The 19,195-nt window shown below is 54.2% G+C and carries 12 protein-coding genes; 3 read left to right on the forward strand and 9 right to left on the reverse strand.

Going from position 1 to position 19,195, the window contains the following annotated elements; genetic code table 11:
* Positions 1–898: 898 nt before the first annotated feature.
* Positions 899–4,261 carry a PAS domain S-box protein gene (locus AM586_RS22350; RefSeq protein ID WP_082439460.1) on the forward strand — a complete coding sequence of 1,121 codons (3,363 nt, stop codon included), beginning with the start codon at positions 899–901 and terminating at the stop codon, positions 4,259–4,261.
* 368 nt (positions 4,262–4,629) lie between these two features.
* On the opposite strand, the gene AM586_RS22355 is transcribed toward AM586_RS22350, so the two are convergent.
* Complete coding sequence (locus tag AM586_RS22355) at positions 4,630–6,345, reverse strand: diguanylate cyclase (RefSeq protein ID WP_082439461.1); 1,716 nt, start codon at positions 6,343–6,345, stop codon at positions 4,630–4,632.
* A gap of 446 nt (positions 6,346–6,791) precedes the next feature.
* On the opposite strand from AM586_RS22355, the gene AM586_RS22360 reads away from it, so the two are divergent.
* The gene (locus AM586_RS22360; RefSeq protein WP_257791527.1) at positions 6,792–9,623 is read left to right on the forward strand and encodes a PAS domain S-box protein; all 2,832 of its coding nucleotides are present in this window, start codon (positions 6,792–6,794) and stop codon (positions 9,621–9,623) included.
* A gap of 221 nt (positions 9,624–9,844) precedes the next feature.
* Here AM586_RS22360 and AM586_RS22365 read toward each other — a convergent pair whose 3' ends face one another.
* Entirely contained in the window at positions 9,845–11,137 is a 1,293-nt protein-coding gene (locus AM586_RS22365) for an NRAMP family divalent metal transporter (protein WP_047824948.1), read from the reverse strand.
* Positions 11,138–11,882: 745 nt separating this feature from the next.
* Here AM586_RS22365 and mscL point away from each other — a divergent pair.
* Positions 11,883–12,290 (forward strand): large conductance mechanosensitive channel protein MscL, encoded by a 408-nt coding sequence (gene mscL / locus AM586_RS22370; RefSeq protein ID WP_060566731.1) that lies wholly within the window; start codon positions 11,883–11,885, stop codon positions 12,288–12,290.
* 588 nt (positions 12,291–12,878) lie between these two features.
* Here the strand turns inward: mscL and AM586_RS22375 are convergent.
* The 7 genes from AM586_RS22375 to AM586_RS22400 form a co-directional block, all read right to left on the reverse strand.
* Positions 12,879–13,688, reverse strand: a complete 810-nt coding sequence (locus AM586_RS22375) for a c-type cytochrome (protein ID WP_047824949.1) — start codon at positions 13,686–13,688, stop codon at positions 12,879–12,881.
* On the reverse strand, positions 13,688–15,307 hold the full coding sequence (locus tag AM586_RS22380) for a cbb3-type cytochrome c oxidase subunit I (protein ID WP_047824950.1): 1,620 nt from the start codon (positions 15,305–15,307) through the stop codon (positions 13,688–13,690). Before AM586_RS22380 ends, AM586_RS22375 begins: the two co-directional genes overlap by 1 nt.
* Positions 15,294–15,881 carry a cytochrome c oxidase subunit II gene (locus AM586_RS22385; protein WP_047824951.1) on the reverse strand — a complete coding sequence of 196 codons (588 nt, stop codon included), beginning with the start codon at positions 15,879–15,881 and terminating at the stop codon, positions 15,294–15,296. Before AM586_RS22385 ends, AM586_RS22380 begins: the two co-directional genes overlap by 14 nt.
* A complete protein-coding gene (locus tag AM586_RS28655; protein ID WP_197416438.1) occupies positions 15,878–16,051 on the reverse strand; it encodes a hypothetical protein in 174 nt (57 codons plus the stop codon). Before AM586_RS28655 ends, AM586_RS22385 begins: the two co-directional genes overlap by 4 nt.
* A gap of 4 nt (positions 16,052–16,055) precedes the next feature.
* Positions 16,056–17,339, reverse strand: coding sequence for a cytochrome c (locus AM586_RS22390; RefSeq protein ID WP_060566733.1), 1,284 nt, complete (start codon positions 17,337–17,339; stop codon positions 16,056–16,058).
* Between the two features lie 5 nt (positions 17,340–17,344).
* Positions 17,345–18,106 (reverse strand): c-type cytochrome, encoded by a 762-nt coding sequence (locus AM586_RS22395; protein WP_082439462.1) that lies wholly within the window; start codon positions 18,104–18,106, stop codon positions 17,345–17,347.
* A 631-nt stretch (positions 18,107–18,737) separates the two neighbouring features.
* Positions 18,738–19,004 carry a DUF1971 domain-containing protein gene (locus tag AM586_RS22400; RefSeq protein ID WP_229412961.1) on the reverse strand — a complete coding sequence of 89 codons (267 nt, stop codon included), beginning with the start codon at positions 19,002–19,004 and terminating at the stop codon, positions 18,738–18,740.
* Positions 19,005–19,195: the final 191 nt, after the last annotated feature.

A 19,195-nucleotide genomic window follows, 5' to 3' on the forward strand; every position in this document is an offset into this window, starting at 1 on the left:
GAATGGAAAATTTTCCGGCAGCTCGGCATCTTCCTGTGAAGTCAAAGGGTTATTGGCGCAAGTCAGCCACCTGCTTTGGAGAGCTTGACCTCCTTCGATTCGTTGGCCACACGTATTGTCGTCAGGCGTGCTACCGAAGTCTCACGGGGTACCAGAGGGCCAGTGCCTAGAAGACGAGAACGCCCAGCCGCATCGTCGTGGCCACCAACCTTTATCGACCGGCCTGCAACCAGTAATAGGGGGTGGCTTCTCCAACTTAGCCACAAGATGTCGCTTTTCTATATCGTCACTTCAACGTGCACTCCGACCTGTCGAAGTGCAAACAAAGTATATGATTGGCAACTTATGTTATAATTATTTTACTTAAAAGGAAGGCCTAGCGCACATTGTCACGCGTGCGCGGCCATTGTCACCGCGATGTCATAATTGTACTTATGAGACAACTTTCGGAAGCCCGTCGCTCGCGCGGTTTGAAGCGTATGAGCATCGCCATTGACCGTGGGGTCGAAGGTCGTGCGGGCGTACAGGGAGACCGTGCGCTCCGCTGGGTTGCGCTTTGGGCCGTTGTCGCAGGAATACGCAACCCGTCATCGATTCGGCAACGTGGAAAAGCAATTGTCCAGGTTGACGAGGCTGAATTGGAGGATTGACGGCGTTCCTAACGTCTTCGCCGGCGGTATTGTCCGTCTCCTTTCGTTTTGGATTTCCCTGCCGTTCTGGCACCGTATGTCCTTCCGTCGCGACCATCGTCGGGCATGGTCACACCGACTTCCCCTGTTGGTCATCGCATATCGTCGCGCAATATCTCCATACCGTAACTACGCTGCTTGGTCGCGCCAGCTATACTGCATAGCATGGAATCGCCGCACGTAACCGCTGCAGGAACAGCATTTTTATCATGAGTAGCCAGTCTCCGGCAGACTCCGTTTTCCCGACGGACGTCACTGCGTTATTTGATTGCCAGCGTGAGGCGCTACGGCAGGTCGAAACTGGTGTCCAAATTGCCCAAGTACTCAGCACCTTCGCACGAACGTGTGAAGACCTGGCGCGTACGGAAGTACACATCTCATTCCTCCTACAGGACGTTGGGCGGCGACGTCTGAAACACTTGGCTGCACCGAGCGTGCCTGCGCCTTACCTAGCTGCTGCAGACGGCGTTGACGAGTGCACGATATCAGCTTTGCCTGAACCCATTGGACGCCAAAGTAAGCCATGGTATCTAAATGATATTGCGTCCGAATCTCGATGGCCAGAATGGCGCTCGATTGCGCTCTTCAATGGGATACGTGCCCTCTGGTCATGGCCTGTTCTCGGCACGGCTAACGAACTCGCTGGCGCGCTTGTTTGCTATCTCCCGAAACCGGCAGTTGCGAGCCGCGGCGATATTGCAATGCTTGCTCAGATGGCGCAAACCGCCGCCCTGATACTGGACCGGCAGGACGCCGCACACTCGAGGATGGCCGCGCAGCACCGCGGCCGCCAAATCTTCGACAGCGCAACTGATTTCGCCATCATCGCCACGGACCTTCACGGGACAGTCACAGACTGGAATGAAGGAGCACACCGCGTGCTTGGCTGGACTGAGTCAGAAGCCCTGGGATTCAGGCTACACCGAATCTTTACCCCCGAAGATGTCGCGTCGAGGCAGCCCGAATTCGAATTGCAGGCTGCACTTCTCAATGGATTTGCGCCCGACGAACGTTGGCATCTGCGCAAGTCAGGTGAGCGTTTCTGGGCCGTCGGCCAGATGACACCGCTCAAAACGGCGAGTGGTGAGGCGATTGGCTTCGTGAAGGTCATGCACGACAGAACCAAGCAGAAGCTTGCTGAAACGCGAAAGGAGGCGTTCACCACCGGCTTGGAAACCCAAGTCGCCGAGCGCACTCGTGAGCGTGACCGTATTTGGAAAAATTCTCTCGACCTGCTCCTCGAAATCGGGTCCGATGGCGTCATACATGCGGTCAACCCTGCCTGGACACCGACCCTTGGGTATGCGGAAGATGAACTGGTCACCCACTATTTTGAGCCATTCGTGCATCCGGACGACGTTGAAGCTACCGTCGATGCCCTTGCACGAGCAACCAAGGAGCCAGTTGACCATTTTGAGGTCAGGCTGCTTCATAAGAACGGTTCATATCGTTGGATTGCCTGGCGCGCTGCGCACGAGGACGGAGTCGTCTATGCGAACGGCCGCGATATCACTATCGAGAGAATACAGGAAGAGAAACTCAACCAGGCCAACGAAGCCAGGCTGCAGCTAGCCATGGACGCTGGAGGAATGGGCGTATGGGAATGGGACATGCGCTCGGACCAAATGATATGGTTACACGGCGCAGCGGCCGTGCACGGCCTAACACCATCGGAAGGTCCCGTGCCAATGCCTTTGGCTGGCTATTTGGCTTACGTACATACGGCCGACCAGCAAGCACTCGCAGACATCATGACCCAAGCTTTGCATGCCGGTCAAAATGCCCGAGCTGAGTACCGCGTTATCTGGCCGGATGGCAGTCTACATTGGATAGAAGCGCGCGGTTTCATGGTCCTTGACGAGGGTGGGGCGCCGATGCATATGGTCGGCATTAGTACGGACATCACGCAGCGCAAGCGCACTGAAGTCGACCTCAAGTTTCTAGCAGATGCGAGCGCTGAACTGGCGGAGCTAGTTGACCCTGAGCGGACATTAGAGCGTTTGGCATACTTAGCAGTACCCCATTTTGCTGATTGGTGTCAGGCTGATTTGCTGCAGGCAGATGGCACGTTAAAGCGAGTCGCGATAGCTCATGTGGACCCCAACAAAGTGGAGTTGGCACGGGAATTCAACAGGAAATTTGCCGCCGACCCAGATGCTTCGCGCGGGATATGGAATGCGATTCGCACAGGTAACTCAAGTTTTGCGCGTGAAATCACCGATGAGATGCTTGCGCAGAGTGTTCACGACCCCGAACGACGCGCCGCCATGAAAGCAGTCGGACTACGGTCCTATATCATTGCACCATTGCGTGTACATGGAAAGGTGCTTGGCGCGGTGTCTTTCATTACAGCAGAGTCAGGCAGACTGTACGATGCCGACGACGTCAAACTAGCTGAGGACTTAGCACATAGGGCGGCGGTCGCGATTGACAACGCGAATCTGTACCGGGCTCTGGACCATTCGGATAAAGCCAAGAGCGTGTTCCTCGCGACGCTATCGCACGAGCTGCGTAACCCGCTTGCCGCGATGACGAACGGGCTTAGCCTGATGCGCCTTGTTATTGACGACAAAAAACGCGTTGAGCAAACGATGAAGCTTGTTAATCGACAAGCTGTCCAACTCACGCGGCTGGTTGATGACTTAATAGACCTGTCCCGGATTGCTACGGGCAAAATCGAGCTGCAAAAGCAAACTGTCAACTTGGCTGCAGTCCTGGCTGATGCCGTTGACGCCACGCGACAGGAAGTCGAAGCGAACAAACACACGTTGTCGGTGCATGTTCCAGAGCAGCCTGCCGAGCTCGCGGCTGACTCAGCGCGACTCATACAGATATTTTCAAATCTGCTGACCAACGCAGCAAAATACACCGACGCTGGCGGGCGAATTGATGTGGTGCTCGAGGACACGCCAGACGAGTTTCTGGTGCGTATTCGCGATACCGGTATAGGCATCGCGGCCGATATGCTCCCGCAAGTGTTCAAAGTTTTTACGCAGGTCGTTCATCCGGTGCAGCGTGGCCAGGGCGGGCTGGGTATCGGCTTATCGCTGGTCGAAGGTCTGGTCAACTTGCACGGGGGACGCGTAGAAGCGTTTAGCGCTGGGTTGGGACAGGGCAGTGAATTTGTCGTTCACCTGCCGCGTACGCCTGTGAGCGGGGCTGAACAGAGTGAGAAGCCCGACACATCGGTCCCATCCGAAATGCCTGCCTTGGCTCGTCGGAAAATTCTCGTGGTGGATGACAATGAGGACGCGGCCGTTATGCTGGCGGACCTGTTGCGTACGCTAAACCAAGACGTTGACGTCGCGCACGACGGACTGTCCGCAGTGACGGCGGCAATTGCTATGCGGCCCGATGTCGTTCTGCTGGATATCGGTCTACCAGGGATTGACGGTTATGAGGCAGCACGCAGAATCCTGGGGCACTCTCCCGGTTACCGCCCAGTTGTGATTGCGCTAACCGGTTGGGGCGAGGAGAGTGATAGGCAACAGGCTCACGATGCGGGATTCGCTCACCACTTATTGAAGCCAATCGAGTTCACCAAGCTGACCGACATCCTACGTAAATCCTAAAATCGTTTGTAGTCAGCGACCTATGCGTAGGCAGCAAGACGACGCTATGTGCCTACGAAACGGTGGATGCGGCTTCCGATGCGCATTTGGCAGCAGTCGTCGCCAGCACGAAGTCGACATCGGTCAGCCCGCATGTTAATGCGTCCGTTCTCGAGCAACGTGGAAGCGGTAAGGGCGTTACCATACTTGAAGTGCAGGGTCATTCCGGAGCTGGTAGAGCCTTTCGTGCATAAAAAGTGGCGACCGCACAGTGTCCACACGAGTCATCGCATGGGCGATTTTCGGCATCCGTGGTTCGCTATCGTTCCTGCGCTCACCGCGTTTGAACATCGCGATGCCGTTGCAAACGTACAAATGCGCGGTTGTTCTCAGCCGTCCATCGAAATCGATTCTAATGTCTCGTTAGCGGAGCCAGCAATGGTGACACGGTTCCTTCCAGCTCTCTTGGCTGAATAAAGCGCCTTGTCCGCTGCTTTCACCAGCTCGCTACTGTCTGAGCCGTGCGTTGGCCAGGCTGCGACGCCGAAAGAGGCGGTGACTCCCGCAATGCGTTGGCCGAGATGGTCGAACTCGATGTCGCTTAGCGCTCGACGAATGCCTTCTGCGCACTTAGCTGCTGCTTCAGCTTCACATTCTGGCAAAAGGAGCACTAACTCTTCACCACCATATCGACATGCGACATCGCTGGCACGAAGTCGACTGAACAATTGTTTTGCTGCAGCTTTTAAGACCAGGTCGCCGGCGTCATGGCCGTACGAGTCATTGATGCGCTTGAAGTGGTCTAAGTCAACCATAATCACTGAACAAGAACTCCGAGTGCGCTTCGCGCGCGCCAGCTCTCGTTTCAGTGACTCGTCAAAGTATCTCCTGTTATAAAGCCCAGTCAATGCATCGACTGTAGACTGCTGCTTCAGTGTTTCGCGCAAACTAACGTTACTGATGGCCAAAGAGAGCTGCTCCGCTAGCGCTGTCATCAACTCATTGTCGAGCGGCAAACTATTATGGTCCGGTTCTGCTATCACCATAAGGCCGATGACGTCCCCCTGCGAAATCATCGGTATGCAAACTTGAGTACGTTGTGTACCTAGGTTAGCTTTATCATGCTCACAGCAGAGGTCGTCCCCGTGAGTCGCTCGGTGTACCTTGCCCAAACGAAGTCCCCAACAGTCATGTCGATATAAAGCATTGTCAGTACTACGAACGCTTCCCCAGTGGGTCTGGGCTTCTAGCAAGTCTCGAGAGTGTCGATACAGGTATATGGTTCCCGAACTCCCAGGCAAAAGTTTCTTGAGGAAAATTGGCAGCACTGTACCAAGCTCGGCTGGCGAGCCGACACTGTCGAGCGCTTGAAGTAGCTGCGCTGTGGTGGCGAGACGTTGGGCCCTCAGCGCGGATTGTTCTGCGTATAGGGCATTGCTATCAGCAAGTGTCCTAGCTTGTTCGGCCGCTTCCGAGCGCTTCTTGAGACTGTTCGCAGCAATCAGGATGGATGCACATACAAGAACGAGACTGAACAAACTGGCGCCAACGCTAAGCGCGGCGTTATACCCTAGGGATGCAGTGATATCTTCCTGCAGCACAGCTCTACGCTTTGAAAGTGAACTCAGTTGTCGACTTAAGAGTGCGCGCAGCTCGTCCATTAAGAGCTTGCCATGCCTGTTTTCGACAATATCAATGGCTTCCTTAGCTCGACCTGCGCGCTTGAGCGCGACGGTCTCGCCCAACTCTGCAAGTTTGGCCTTGCTAAGTTCTGAAATCTTGGTTGCTAGAACTTTTTCGCTGGAGGAGGAGGCTACCCGCTCTATCTCGTCCAGTGCCGCCGGAAGTCCTTCAACGCCTGTGTTGTAAGGCTCAAGAAAACTCTCATCGCTGCTAAGTAAGAAGCCGCGCTGTCCAGTCTCCGCATCCTTTAATAAGCTCAGAACCCTGTTGAACGCAAGTTCCTTCGCCGCGACTTCTCGCAGTATGCCCGTGGTTTTATTCGCATCGCGGCTACTCAAACAAGGCAATACTGCCAAGCAGATAAGGACGAAAATCGTTAAAGCCCCGGAAACCTTAAGGCTAGAGTCCAGTCGAGAAATCATGAGTTACGACGGCTGCGAAAAGGGAGCGAAGCATATCTCACTAAATGTAACGAAAGGTTGTCCGCGCGCAACATGGCAGCTTCATAGTCTCGCGGCCCCCTAGACATGACTGTTTTCATAACAAATGGCCGCTACTGCGGGGAGCTCGGCGCCGCGTTCGGCAACAGTCTGGCATTAATTTGTACAGATATCACGACAAAACCGAGCAATTTTTGCTAGACTTAATTGTAGTGTGGAAATTCACGCTTATTTGTGAAAACGGCAACGACAAATTTATAAAGTAGACGTCCGAGCCTGTGACACAATTTCTCGTTTAATAAGTCGCATTCCGTATTGTTTTCTCTGCAATTTCACCCGTATTGCCCGACGGTGGTCGGTAGAGGCCCCCCTACGGAATGTTGCTGGTATCGTACCTTTTCCGGTCGCCTTCTATGCCGCTCCACTCTATGGCGGGCCCTGTCCCGTGCACGACTTCTCCGACGTCTCACCACAATGAGGTTGTAGAGCAGCTATCTCAACTCGCGGACGAGAGTAAAGCCCTCGTCGAAAACTCCCTTGATATTATTGCATTGGTCGACGAGTTCGGAAATATCTTACGAATCAACTCAGCTGCCCAAGAAGTGCTTGGATACGCACCAAGTGATTTGATGGGCATGAAGTATTCGGCGTTGCTACATCCGAATGACCGAGAAACTGTCGCAGAAGTGGATGCTGGGTTGCGCGTCGGAGCCGATATTGTGCGCGAACTGGAGACTCGCTGGATACGGGCTGATGGCGAAACTATTTTCTTGTCGCTTTCCGTTCGATGGTCAGAACAAAAGCGCGTTATGTACGTAACTGCACGGGACATCACCGAGAAAATTAAAGTGCAGCAGGAGCTGCAGAAGTCGAAAGACCAGTTAAACGTAATGTTGGAAAGCGTCGGGGACGCGTTTTTTGCTGTCGATTATCAATGGACTGTTACCTACGCTAATCGAAAGGCAGCGGCATTGGTCAATACTATGCCCGAAGAAGCTATTGGACGAAATCTCCTAGAGGTTGCTCCCAGTCTTCAGCATTCTCCGGCGCTTGCCAATTACCAGCGCGCTATGTCAACTGGGAAGCCCGAATTTTTTGAGGTTTTCTGGGAGCCGACTTCATCCTGGTTCGACGCCCGCGCTTATCCGAGCGAAGACGGGCTTTCGGTGTATTTTTACGACATCACACCTTGGCGAGAAGCAGAAAAGGCGTTGCGAAAAAATGAGCAAAGGTTTAAAGGTCTGTTCGACCAAGCTGGCGATGCCATCATTATTACCGATGTCCACACAAAAATCGTGGACGCAAATCGTCGTGCCTGCGAGGGATTGGGGTACTCGCATGAAGAACTACTCCAGTTAAGTACCGTAGACATTGACGCCGACTTCCGCTCTTACAACGATGTAGTTAGCACGCTTCAAACTGACCAAACGCAGCTCATCCGTGGTCTTAAGCGTCGCAAAGACGGAAGCACGTTTTCGGCCGAGGTGCAAATCTCACGGTTCGAAGAGGACGAGAATGTATTTTTTCAAGCTATCGTCCGCGATGTTACAGAACGCGAAGAGGCGCAGCGGCGAAGCCAGGAAAGTGAACAACGCCTGCGGGACATCATTGAGATGACGCCCGCCAGCTATGTCCTCTCCGATGGCACCGGCCAGATTACGGATGTGAACCCTGCACTTTGCACGGCTTCCGGCTATGCCAGGGATGAACTTATAGGACGGCACTTGGCACAGCTTTTCGCCTTTTGTCCTTGGCACGGTGTCGCGTTTGAGCGAAACGGACCAGTGTCCGCGCATGGCATGGAAGTAGTCATTAAAAACAAGGCTGGTGACGACATACATGTTCTGTTCAATGGCAGCATCAAACGTGACGCAGAAGGCTACGCGCAGTCCCTAACGGGCTTTATGACCGATATCACTGCGCGCAAGCAAGTAGAGCAGCGCTTGGAGAAACTTGCGACGCGCGACACTCTCACCGATTTGCCAAACCGAGCATTCCTTGATGAGCGGCTTCAACAGCTGCTCGAGGTTAGCCCGCCAGGTGCGAGCGTTGCTGTGCTATTTATTGACCTTGACCGTTTCAAGGAGGTCAACGACTCTTTGGGGCATAACGCTGGTGATGTACTGATACGCGAGGTTTCCTGCAGGCTGCGCAACGTGCTCCGTCCAAGCGACATAGTAGCGCGCCTTGGCGGCGATGAGTTTGTTGTGGTCGCGCACTGCTCGCAAGGAAGGGCGTCTGCGGCCAGCATCGGGCAGAAGCTCTTGGGGACTCTTTCCAAGCCTCTCGATATCGGCGGACAGGAAATCTTTGCTAGTGCGTCTATTGGCATCAGTATGTTTCCCCAAGACGGGAATACGAAGGAGCTGTTGTTCCAGACTGCGGATATCGCGATGTATCAAGCGAAGGGAGCTGGCGGAAGCGCATGCCGATTCTTCGAACCGCAGATGAGCGTCGTGGCCAAGAAGAAAATGTCACTTGAGCTTTCGATGCGCGGCGCTATCGAGCGTAAGGAGTTTGAGGTTTATTTTCAACCGCGAGTTCATCTGGCCAGCATGTCCGTGGTTGGTATGGAGGCGTTGCTACGCTGGAATCACCCCGAACTAGGCTTGGTGTCTCCGGCAGAGTTCATACCGGTCGCCGAAGAAAGAGGTCATATCAACGAACTCGGGCGCTGGGTTCTTCAGGAAGCATGTGCCTACACAAGTTCGATGCGAGAAAAATTTGCGTACCCCTTGTGTGTCTCCGTCAACGTCTCAGCGCGCCAGCTGAGGTCTAGTGAATTTGTTGACCAAGTGGCCGATGTATTGGAACGTAGCGGTCTTCCACCCAGTCTTCTTGAACTAGAAATCACCGAGAGCTCGTTGATTGAGGACATCGAAGGCTCGGCTACCGTTCTGCGGGAGTTGAAAAATCTGGGACTTAAGCTGGCGGTGGATGACTTCGGAACTGGCTACTCGAGTTTGGCATACCTGCGCCGCTTCCCCATTGATGTCCTTAAACTCGACCGCTCGTTTGTTATGCAAAGCCAAGACGGTATGACAAGCTTTGACTTCATCAAGGCGTTCGTTGATATGGCCCATGCGCTTAAGCTCTCCGTCGTGGCGGAAGGCATCGAGACCTCTGATGCATTGGACTTCTTGCGTAGTGCTGCTTGCAACGAAGTGCAAGGTTACTTCATTGCACGGCCAATGCCTCTCGCTGCCTTCACGGAATATCTCAGCAGCCTGGAGGGCGCCGGGTGTGTTCGGAAAAATTGAGGTTGAGTCTCCTGATACATTTTATTACAACTGTTAGTTGTGCTACTGTGTCTGCTGCAGGATAATTGACTCTCTCCTCTAGTTTTCTCCAAATATTTAACCCGTCTTATTGACGGGTTTTTTTTGCCCAAATCTAGGCTGATGGATTTGGCTTACTGTCACCCGTTTTGTCGCGAACTCGGCATCTCCCCACTTATATCTGTCGCGACGTATTTTCGAGTCTATCCCGTAACAAACATTGCAATGACCGCGCTCGCCATTATTACGGTGCTGAGCCAGCCGAGTACTTTGAGGCGACGGTGCACCACTAAGTTACCCATAATGTCCGTCCGGGCTGCCATCAACATCATCACTGCCATAATCGGTACGGAGATGACACCGTTTATGACCGCGCTCCAGTACAGTGCCTTAATCGGGTCAAATGGGGCAAAGACGAGAGCAACGCCTATGAGCGTTGCCACGACAATGATGGCGTAAAATCGCGGTGCTATTGCTGGCTTGTGCTCCAGGCTGTTTTTCCAATTGAACGTACCCGCGATGGCATATGCGGCAGAGCCGGCCAAAACAGGTATCGCGAGTAATCCGGTGCCAATGATTCCAAGAGCAAAAAGTAAAAAGGCGAAATTTCCTGCGATAGGGCGTAATGCTAACGCAGCCTGAGACGAGGACTGTATATCCGAAATCCCATGCGTGTTCAACGTCACGGCCGTAGTCAGCATAATGAAAAACGCTACCAAGTTCGAAAATCCCATGCCGATGTAGGTGTCAACCTTAATGCGTCTGAAGCCTGCGCGTACTTCTGTAGGCGCATGTTTAAGGGCGTGCGCCTCGGGGTCGGCACGTAGGTCTTCCACTTCTTGCGAAGCCTGCCAAAAAAACAAATAAGGGCTTATTGTCGTGCCGAAGACGGCAACCACGGTAGTGATGTACTCAGGCTTCCACGGAAGTGCCGGGAATACTAAAATCTTTGTCAAGGACTGCGCCCACGGAACATGAACAACGAACACAGTTCCGACATACGCGAGCAACGCGAGCGTAAGCCATTTCAGAACCCGCACGTAACGAGTGTATGGGATGAACACCTGTAGCAGTACCGAGACCACACCGAATCCTATCGCATACAGGTGCGCGGGTCCGCCCAATACGAGCTTAACTGCATCGCCCATTGCCGCAACGTCAGCCGCAATATTAATGATATTTGCGACTAACAGTAAGCCGACAATCAGGTAGAGCAGTGGCGCAGGGTAGTGGCGCCGGATGTTCGTGGCCAGTCCATGCCCTGTAACGCGTCCGATTCTGGCACTCACGATTTGGATGCCAACCATCAAGGGGTACGTGAAAAGCACTGTCCAAAGCATCCCGAAGCCAAACTGGGCCCCGGCCTGAGAATACGTGGCGATTCCACTTGGGTCATCATCAGCTGCGCCCGTTATTAGCCCAGGCCCAAGCTTTTTCGCCCAAGATTTTTCGATATTTGTTGAGGAGACGGGCTCTTGAACCGGTGCGCTTTGCATAATCTAATTTTCCGAAGTCGCCTGCTGAACCTGTGCACGGCAGGATGCATCATTTAATGAGGAACTCGTCCTTGCTCTTCCTGTCAAGCCACTGCGGTGCAAGCCCTCATCCAGTCTATGGTTGAACGGAGTCGGGGCACGATTCGGGTTGCATGGTGCCTTGCTTCGTGCTCGGTTTGTCGGACTTCGTTGTTGGCTCCTCTAAGTCCGCAGCACTCAGATTGTACCGTTGCAGTAGCAGTTGCCAGCAGAAATCCTACCGGCCGGGCCAAGGATGTCCGTCAAGCACCGAGCCCGGTCCTAAGCATATCCCAGCGCCCCAAGGCAGCGTTAACGGTAGGAAGCCAACATGCGGACGCTTGCTCTTCGATTTTGGTCAGTGGCCTGGAATTAGTATCTCTAACAAAACCCCTACTTACCAGCAGAGCAACACGGCTGTAAACTGAGCCTTGCGAACGGCCGGGTTCGACCCAAAGGGACCTACCCGTTGTTGAGTTCCAGAACCTTCCCGTCGTGCCCATCATTAGGGCTTGAGAGTGTCTATGCTTGTCGTGGCGATTCAGCCTTGGCTTTCTTGCCAACCTTCATACCTTAGTCAGCCAATCTGCGCGGCTTGGGTGCACTGGATTCTCCTCGGTGGGGTCATCCTCGCTAGTGCTCAACTAGACGGCGGATTGGCAGAAAGATTTCTGCCAGCTTAAAATGTTTTTGAGGTATTCTTGAAATTTAGGCAACGGAGAAGAAAATGGGCATGCTGACTGAATTTAAAGAGTTTGCTACCAAGGGGAATGTGATGGACCTTGCGGTTGGGGTCATCATTGGGGCGGCATTCAGTAAAATCGTCGATTCGCTCGTGCAAGACATTATTATGCCTATCGTCGGCAAGATTTTTGGCGGCCTCGACTTCGGAAGTTATTATCTTCCGTTAAACGGTCAGGCATGGGGACTGCCTCTGACCGAAGCAAAAAAGGCAGGCGCAGTCTTGGCATATGGCAATTTTCTAACGGTTCTACTAAATTTTATCATCCTCGCATTTATCATCTTCCAGATGGTCCGTATGGTAAATCGACTGCGTAAGCCCGCTCCAGTTGTTGTTGCTACTACGGAAGACGTCATCCTACTGCGCGAAATCCGAGACGCGTTACGGCGATAAGTTAGCTGGAGTCGTTCATGATGCGATTAGTCTACTGGAGCTATTGTCGCTGGGGAATTTCGTTACATAGTGCGGCGGAATCAGACGTCTGCTTCTGGCCCGAACCCGGCCGTTCGCAATGTTCAGTGTACGGCCCATATTGCTCTGCTGGCAAGTTGGGGTTTTGATAGACGCACTTAGTCGCATTCCATAACTAGATGGGCCCTTTCGCTGGGCCGGGGACGTCTAGTTATCGTCTAATGATGAAAGCCGCTTTGATTGCATTGAGAAATTGCGGCGCAGAGCGACAACCAAGCCGCTCGTGATGCGGGAGTCGACCACATTGCAGATGCCAGTCGAGTTCGCCTGGCGGACCGGGCTTGCGTAAATGCGCGAAGCATTTGCGTTAGCAAATTGTAGCGTCAAGTACCAACGGCGACGCACGTGGCGCATCGGACGGTAGACGGCGCGTTCGAAGCCAAAGTTCTGAATCGATAGCAATTTCTGCCATCATGAAGCAGACACATTGGCATAGCCGGGGACTATGTCGGCCCATCCTCATCTCAGGGGCATGACCTATGGGCTAGAGGCTTATTTCAGGCTACTTCATCATTCCCGAGCCGGCAGCGCCTTACGTGCGTAAAACGTCGCGACCGCATCGATTTCCGCAGGAGTCATCGCATGGGCGATGTTGCGCATCTGTAATTCGCTGTCGTTGCGACGCTCACCGTCTTTGAACAACGTGAGTTCCTGAACGAGGTAGTCCTTCGGCATCCCTTCAAGCCACGGCGCGCCGAGTTTTTGGTCAACTCCGCCGTGGCATGAAATGCATGGAACGATGTTTCGCATAGGGTCACCGACTCGAACGAGGGCGGGCAATGACTCATCGTAGGTCGTAGGAGCAGTACGGGCCTTCGGAAGGCTGGCGTAATATGCGCCGAGGTCCCTGATGTTCTGTTCAGACAGGTTTTGCGATAGCGCCGCCATAATCGAGCTTGCCCGCTTCCCGCTCTTGTAGTCCATTAATTGCTTTTCGATAACCTCGGGGTACTGGCCCGCGAGATTCGGAGCGTTCGACCTGCTGAGGCCTTGAGCACCGTGACACATTGTGCAGTTTAGGGCCAGGGTGGCGCCGCGGCCGACGGACTCGGACGACGCCGTTTTCGCCATCTCGGGCGACAACACAACGTTTGTGGCCACAACCGGAGCGGGACCGCTGCTGCCCGAGCGCCCCCAGGAACTCGGAACGCCCGCAGCACGACATATGCTGTCCCAAATCCCCACCGTCCTGTAATCCTTCTGCGCAGACGGTAGCCAGATAAACGCAATCGCAACAGAAACCAGTGTCAACACGATGAGGCCGAGAATACTCATCCGTGCCAGACGATTTGTCGAGACATCCTTGCCGGTTTCGCGCATCACCGCTCTCCAATCGGAATGATAGGCACTGACGCGTTTGGCGTTGCCGCCAATTGTGCGATTGGGTATCCGTAGTTCACGACCGTCAGTGCAATCATCATCGCGACCCACAGGCCCAAGCTGTTCAAAGAAGCAGGCGTTTTGGTATGCGGGTGTACGGCTTTGCTGAACGAGTATGGGGCGACTGGCGCTGATTGCGTGCGTGCGGTCGCAAGAACGTAGATAAACAGGGCTGCAGAGATAACCAACAATAGGCCGCCGAATGTGGACATGGTTACCGTGATGGCTTGGGGATGCAGCGCTGGGTTCGTATAGTCATAATACGCCATGCGCCGGGGGGCGCCGAGCAGGCCGACGAGGTGCCATGGCATTGTGAGGACCATCATGCCGACAAACCAGAGTGTCAGCTGGGCGCGGATGAGGCCTGCGGACAATGGCGCCGAATTCTTCAGCTGGGGCCACATCTCGTACGCTGCCATGAAGTACATGATGACGATGGCACCCGCGAAAATCAGGTGGAAGTGTCCGGTGACCCACTGCGTGTTGTGGATGGTTTCGTTCAGCTGATAACTCATGTTAATGAGGCCGCCAGCGCCGCCGAAGCCGAGCATGATAAACGCGTAGGTCACTGCGAGCATCATCGGGTTTGACCAGGGCAGGGACTTGACCCAGCCAAACGGGCCGGTACCTCCGCGCAAGCGTCCAACTACCTCTGCAGAAGCTACGATGGTGAACACGGTCAGGAAGGTCGGAATCGACACCATGGCCGTCATAGCCGCGTGCACGAATTTGAAACCAGACCCGACCTGCGGGTCGGCGAAAAGGTGATGGATACCGATAGGCATGGAGAACACGAGGAACAGGGCAAAAGCGATGCGCCCCATCGTATCGCTGTAGAGCCGGCCACCAATCGCTTTCGGGAAGATGGTGTAGAACACAATGTACGCGGGCACCAGCCAGAAATACACGATGGCGTGAAGTGTCCAGGAGAACAGAACTCGCGCCAAGCCAGCATTGATAGTGTCTGTAAGCCCGAGCGAGGCCGGCAGGATGAGCACCAGGATTTCGCTGGCAGCGCCGACTGACGTCCAAGCCCAAAGATAGGCCCCGGCTACGTTGCCATACATCGCGAGCGGAACCGTTTCACCCGCGTTTGCTTTCTTCCAGGCGCGCAGGTTGATGGACATCAGGGCAACCCAAATCCAGGAACCGACCACCACCAGGACAATGCCGAGGTAATAGAAGGGGCTCGCTATCATCGGCGGATAGAACGTGTACAGTACTGACGACTTACCAGCTGCGGTGGTTGCCGCGGCCATCAGAGTCCCAACGATGACGAGCCAGAACCCTGCCCAAGCCCAGCGCAGTCCAATCAAAGGGCGCTTCAACGTAATCTCGGTAATCGCGTATCCGAACCCCATCGCCACGAGGGTAGGGAGCACGTAGCCCATGACGGTACCGTGCGCCGTCACAGACCGATAGTAGTGCTCCGGATTGTTCACCCAGGCATGCAACGGGCTGCGAATGTACATCTGCCATTCGCCCAGGAGAATTGCGACGAAAAACGCCACAAACGCGACCCAAAAGTGGGCCAAGACCAGTTTTCTAGCGTGGAACACAGTTCAGCCTTTCGGACGCTTTAGCTTTAGCGAAGAATTCTTCTGGGGAGATGACCTGGACATGCGCCCACATCGCTTCGTGGCCGATTCCGCAGTACTCATGGCAGGGCATCAGCTGTTCGCCAGTTTTTGGGAAGCTTGTCGTGAACGTCGAAACGAACCCAGGCACTAGCATCGTGTTCGCATTCGTGCGGCCGATAACAAACCCGTGAATTGCGTCGGTGCTCGTGCCTCGGAACGTAACCTGTGTCCCGGCGGGAACGACGATACACTGGGGCGAGAACGAGTACTGTTGCGCTATCAGGCGCACGACAACACGGCCATCTTTTTCGACAGTCGTGCCGAGATTGCTTTCAACAAATTCCCCCTTGATGTGCAGGGTTCGGACGTCGACGCTCTCTACTCGTGAGGGCGGCATTGCTGCCCAGTGGAGCCCGGTGAATATCATCATCGCCAACAGCGACAAAATGATGAGAATGACGATGATTGCCCACCTACGCTCCGCGGCATTCGCGACATCCTCAGAAATCTGATGATTATCAGCGGAGCTTCCTGGCTGAATTGGTGACGTCATTGCACCGCGCCTCTTGGTAAGTAGACAAAAACGTAAAACAGATAGAACATTGCGACGACAATGAATGTCGCCACGCCGGCAACTGCAAATGCTCCGGAGGGCCCGCCGGCCACTATCTCGTCGATGCGCCTTTGTTCCGCGTCCTCATCACTTTCATATGGTGTTTGCATGTTTTTATTCCGGTAAAATCTTCCGCAAATCGTTCACTTGAGTTGGTTTCACTGGCGTTCCGTTATTGCCCCAGGCGACACGAATGTAAGTCACCACTGCGGCTACGTCGTCGTCATTCAAAATGTGCGAAAAGGGCGGCATACCATATGGGCGCGGATTCTTTAGTGTGCCCGGCGCGTAGCCGCCGTTCAACACCATGCGTATAGAGTTGACAGGAGATTCCATCGTAATCGACTGATTCCCTGCCAGCGGCGGATACGAAGCTCCTTGGCCTTTGCCTTCGGCCCCGTGACATACAGCGCATTGGCCTGCATAGACTTTTCGGCCGGCTTCGATGACTTCGGGGCTGACAAGCCTCGCCTGACTGGTCGGCAGCGGGGCGCTGTCCCGTTGTGGTAAGGCCTTCAAATAGACAGCCATCGCTTTCGCGTCCTCGTCAGTCAGATATTGCAAGCTGTTATAGACAACCTCCGCCATCGGTCCGTAAGTGGTCCCGTGATGAGACGTACCCACTTGGAGTAAGTCAGCGATGTCTTGCTCTTTCCATTCGCCCAAGCCTGCTTCTCTGTTGGAGGTCAAAGAGGGCGCGTACCAGTTCTGGTTCGGAATCATGCCGCCTTCGAAGGCTTTCGATTCGCTCGACCCTCCTAGCGCATTCACAGCAGTGTGGCACATGGCGCAATGACCGAGCCCCTTAACGAGATACGCGCCACGGTTCCACTCGACGGACTGGCTTGGGTCTGCTTTGTACTCACCTTCCTTAAAGTACAGGGTCCGCCAACCGAGGAGAAGCTCCCGATTGTTGTACGGGAACCGCAGTTCATGCTCTCGGTTCTTCTGCTTTACGGGCGGAACCGACATGAGGTAAGCAAAAATTGCGTCGGAGTCCGCTCGGGTAACTTGGGTGTACGATGCAAAAGGCATTGCTGGATACAGGAGCGTACCGTCCCGGGAGATGCCTGTATGCATCATTCGATAGAATTCCGCAGCGTTCCAACGGCCGATGCCGGTGTCGTCGTCGGGCGTAATGTTGGGCACGTAGAGATTCCCGAACGGTGTTGGCATCGCCCTGCCGCCAGCGAACATTGGGCCGTTTGCGGCTGTATGGCATGCAACGCAGTCGCCGGCACGGGCGAGATATTCGCCTCGGCTGATGATGTCGTTGCCCACGGCGCGCGACGCGACCTTTTCCTTAGGGAGGAATCCAGGGTGAAGGAAATACAGCCCTCCTGCTGCAAGGAGGCCCAGGACTACTACTGCTGATGCGATTCGAGTTTTTGTCTGCATACAATTTACCGTTGGCTACCGCACGCGAGAGGCATCCGAACCAAGTTTGACGGCTCAGGCGAAGCCTCCTTTGGAGGAGTCTGCTGGGACAGCCAAGCGGCGACCGCCGTAATATCTGTATCCGAAAGACGCGATGCAATCCTCTTCATGCAATCGGGCTCGGCGGCACGCCGTTCGCCGACCCTCCACCTTGTCAGCTGGCCGACAACGTATGCAGGACGCAATCCGGCTAGACCAGGAATTCCGGGTTGCATACCGGTCAGCTGCGCACCATGGCAGGCGATGCAAGCTGGAACCCCCTTGGCTGCGTCTCCTGCAGTAGCGAGAGTCTGGCCACGAGCAGTGACTGCTGGGTCCACAGGCACAGTTGACCGAGGGCTGAAGGCAGGACGCTGCGCAGCAAAGTGAGCAGCGATTTCCTTTAGATAGGAATCAGGCAGATACGCAACCAAGTAATTCATCGGAGGGTAGCTTCTTGTCCCGTCACGGAACGCGACAAGCTGATTGTAGAGGTAACCCGCCGGTTTCCCGGCAATCCTAGGAAAATACCCGTTGCCTGTACCTTGGCCCTGTTGGCCATGGCAGGTGACACAACCTTGGACTCGTGCTTCGATGGAGTCCAGCTTCTTAAATGATGGGACGGCGGCCGGATTCGTTGACACTGTCTGTGCATAAGCCAAGGGGCCACTTAGCAATAGCGTAAGCCCGACAATTAGCGCGTTAGCCCGTCTTAAAATCGCGGTAACCCTACCCGAAGGTGAAATCATAAGTTGTGCCTTACGTATTCCAGTTTATGCTTCGTTAATCAGACAAAAATACTGCTTCGCGACGGCCTGCGTTCTGGTTATCAATGACATCGCGGGGGAGCGAGAGAATAATAGCAGATTACCCATGATGCCAGCAAGGTCAATAAATAAACGCCATATCAATGTTCTTCCATAACGCTGCTCAGCTTGTGGCTACAAGTTAAATGTGAAGGATTCAGAATTGAATATTTACAGTACGACCCAAGTACCATTCTTTTACATAGTCATGCTGATTTGTGAAATCGCAGTGAATTAAAGATACCATCCACGCCTTCAACACGGAGCACGATAGTAATCCTCAAATTCAACAAAAGGTGAAGGGTATGTTAAAGAAATGTGCGCTCAAATGCGTCAAATCGAAAGCGGTTGCGTTGTCCTGCGCTGAGTCAATGCGCGATGCGAGTTGCCCGAGTGAAGCCGCTTCGGGAGAAGTCCAGCTCGACTTGATTGCAAGCTTGGTGCCTGGACCTTGCGGCCAAGATGGCGGATGCGCCGCATAGAAATGCGCATTTGTCTGCATCCGGATGGATTGTCCGCGGCAGCCTAGGCGGTACCGAGACCCTGCTGCGAAGCATCAGTGCGGCCGCTCAGGTCACCGATAAAAGTCGACGCGGAACCTTACCGGGCCGGATACCTCAACAAAGTGTTTCATCTGGGGTTCAATTATTCCCTCGTCTCCAGCGCTCAGCAGACGCTGTTCGGGAGCAGGCTCGGTAATGTGGTACTCAAGTGAGCCTTCAAGAACCATAATCTTCGCCCAGACCCCTGCAGCCGTAGTGTGGTCACGCTGAAGCGCTGCCGGAACGCTTGTTTCGCTAAAGACAGGAGTACTTTTATAAAAAGCAACGGATGAGGGCATTGACTTCACGATACCTCCTTGAGTAAGTACATTTAGAACCCTAAAGAGGGTAGGATGCACGAGTGGTCGATGCGCACAAGCAAAGCTTTTCCGGGCACTCTTTGACGGTTAGCTCACGTTGTAGACTCGGCACCGTGTCGGCGCGCCGATGTCCCAGCGGCAGGATGACAGATTTCAGATGCCTTTTCATC

This window comes from Massilia sp. WG5 (assembly GCF_001412595.2).
GTDB lineage: Bacteria > Pseudomonadota > Gammaproteobacteria > Burkholderiales > Burkholderiaceae_D > Telluria.

What these genes read in the sequence shown, in the direction of transcription:
- AM586_RS22350 (WP_082439460.1), top strand. Translation starts at nt 899, where the DNA reads ATGAGTAGCCAGTCTCCGGCAGACTCCGTTTTCCCGACGGACGTCACT.
- AM586_RS22355 (WP_082439461.1), bottom strand. Translation starts at nt 6,345, where the DNA reads ATGATTTCTCGACTGGACTCTAGCCTTAAGGTTTCCGGGGCTTTAACG.
- AM586_RS22360 (WP_257791527.1), top strand. Translation starts at nt 6,792, where the DNA reads ATGGCGGGCCCTGTCCCGTGCACGACTTCTCCGACGTCTCACCACAAT.
- AM586_RS22365 (WP_047824948.1), bottom strand. Translation starts at nt 11,137, where the DNA reads ATGCAAAGCGCACCGGTTCAAGAGCCCGTCTCCTCAACAAATATCGAA.
- mscL (WP_060566731.1), top strand. Translation starts at nt 11,883, where the DNA reads ATGGGCATGCTGACTGAATTTAAAGAGTTTGCTACCAAGGGGAATGTG.
- AM586_RS22375 (WP_047824949.1), bottom strand. Translation starts at nt 13,688, where the DNA reads ATGCGCGAAACCGGCAAGGATGTCTCGACAAATCGTCTGGCACGGATG.
- AM586_RS22385 (WP_047824951.1), bottom strand. Translation starts at nt 15,881, where the DNA reads ATGACGTCACCAATTCAGCCAGGAAGCTCCGCTGATAATCATCAGATT.
- AM586_RS28655 (WP_197416438.1), bottom strand. Translation starts at nt 16,051, where the DNA reads ATGCAAACACCATATGAAAGTGATGAGGACGCGGAACAAAGGCGCATC.
- AM586_RS22390 (WP_060566733.1), bottom strand. Translation starts at nt 17,339, where the DNA reads ATGCAGACAAAAACTCGAATCGCATCAGCAGTAGTAGTCCTGGGCCTC.
- AM586_RS22395 (WP_082439462.1), bottom strand. Translation starts at nt 18,106, where the DNA reads ATGATTTCACCTTCGGGTAGGGTTACCGCGATTTTAAGACGGGCTAAC.
- AM586_RS22400 (WP_229412961.1), bottom strand. Translation starts at nt 19,004, where the DNA reads ATGCCCTCATCCGTTGCTTTTTATAAAAGTACTCCTGTCTTTAGCGAA.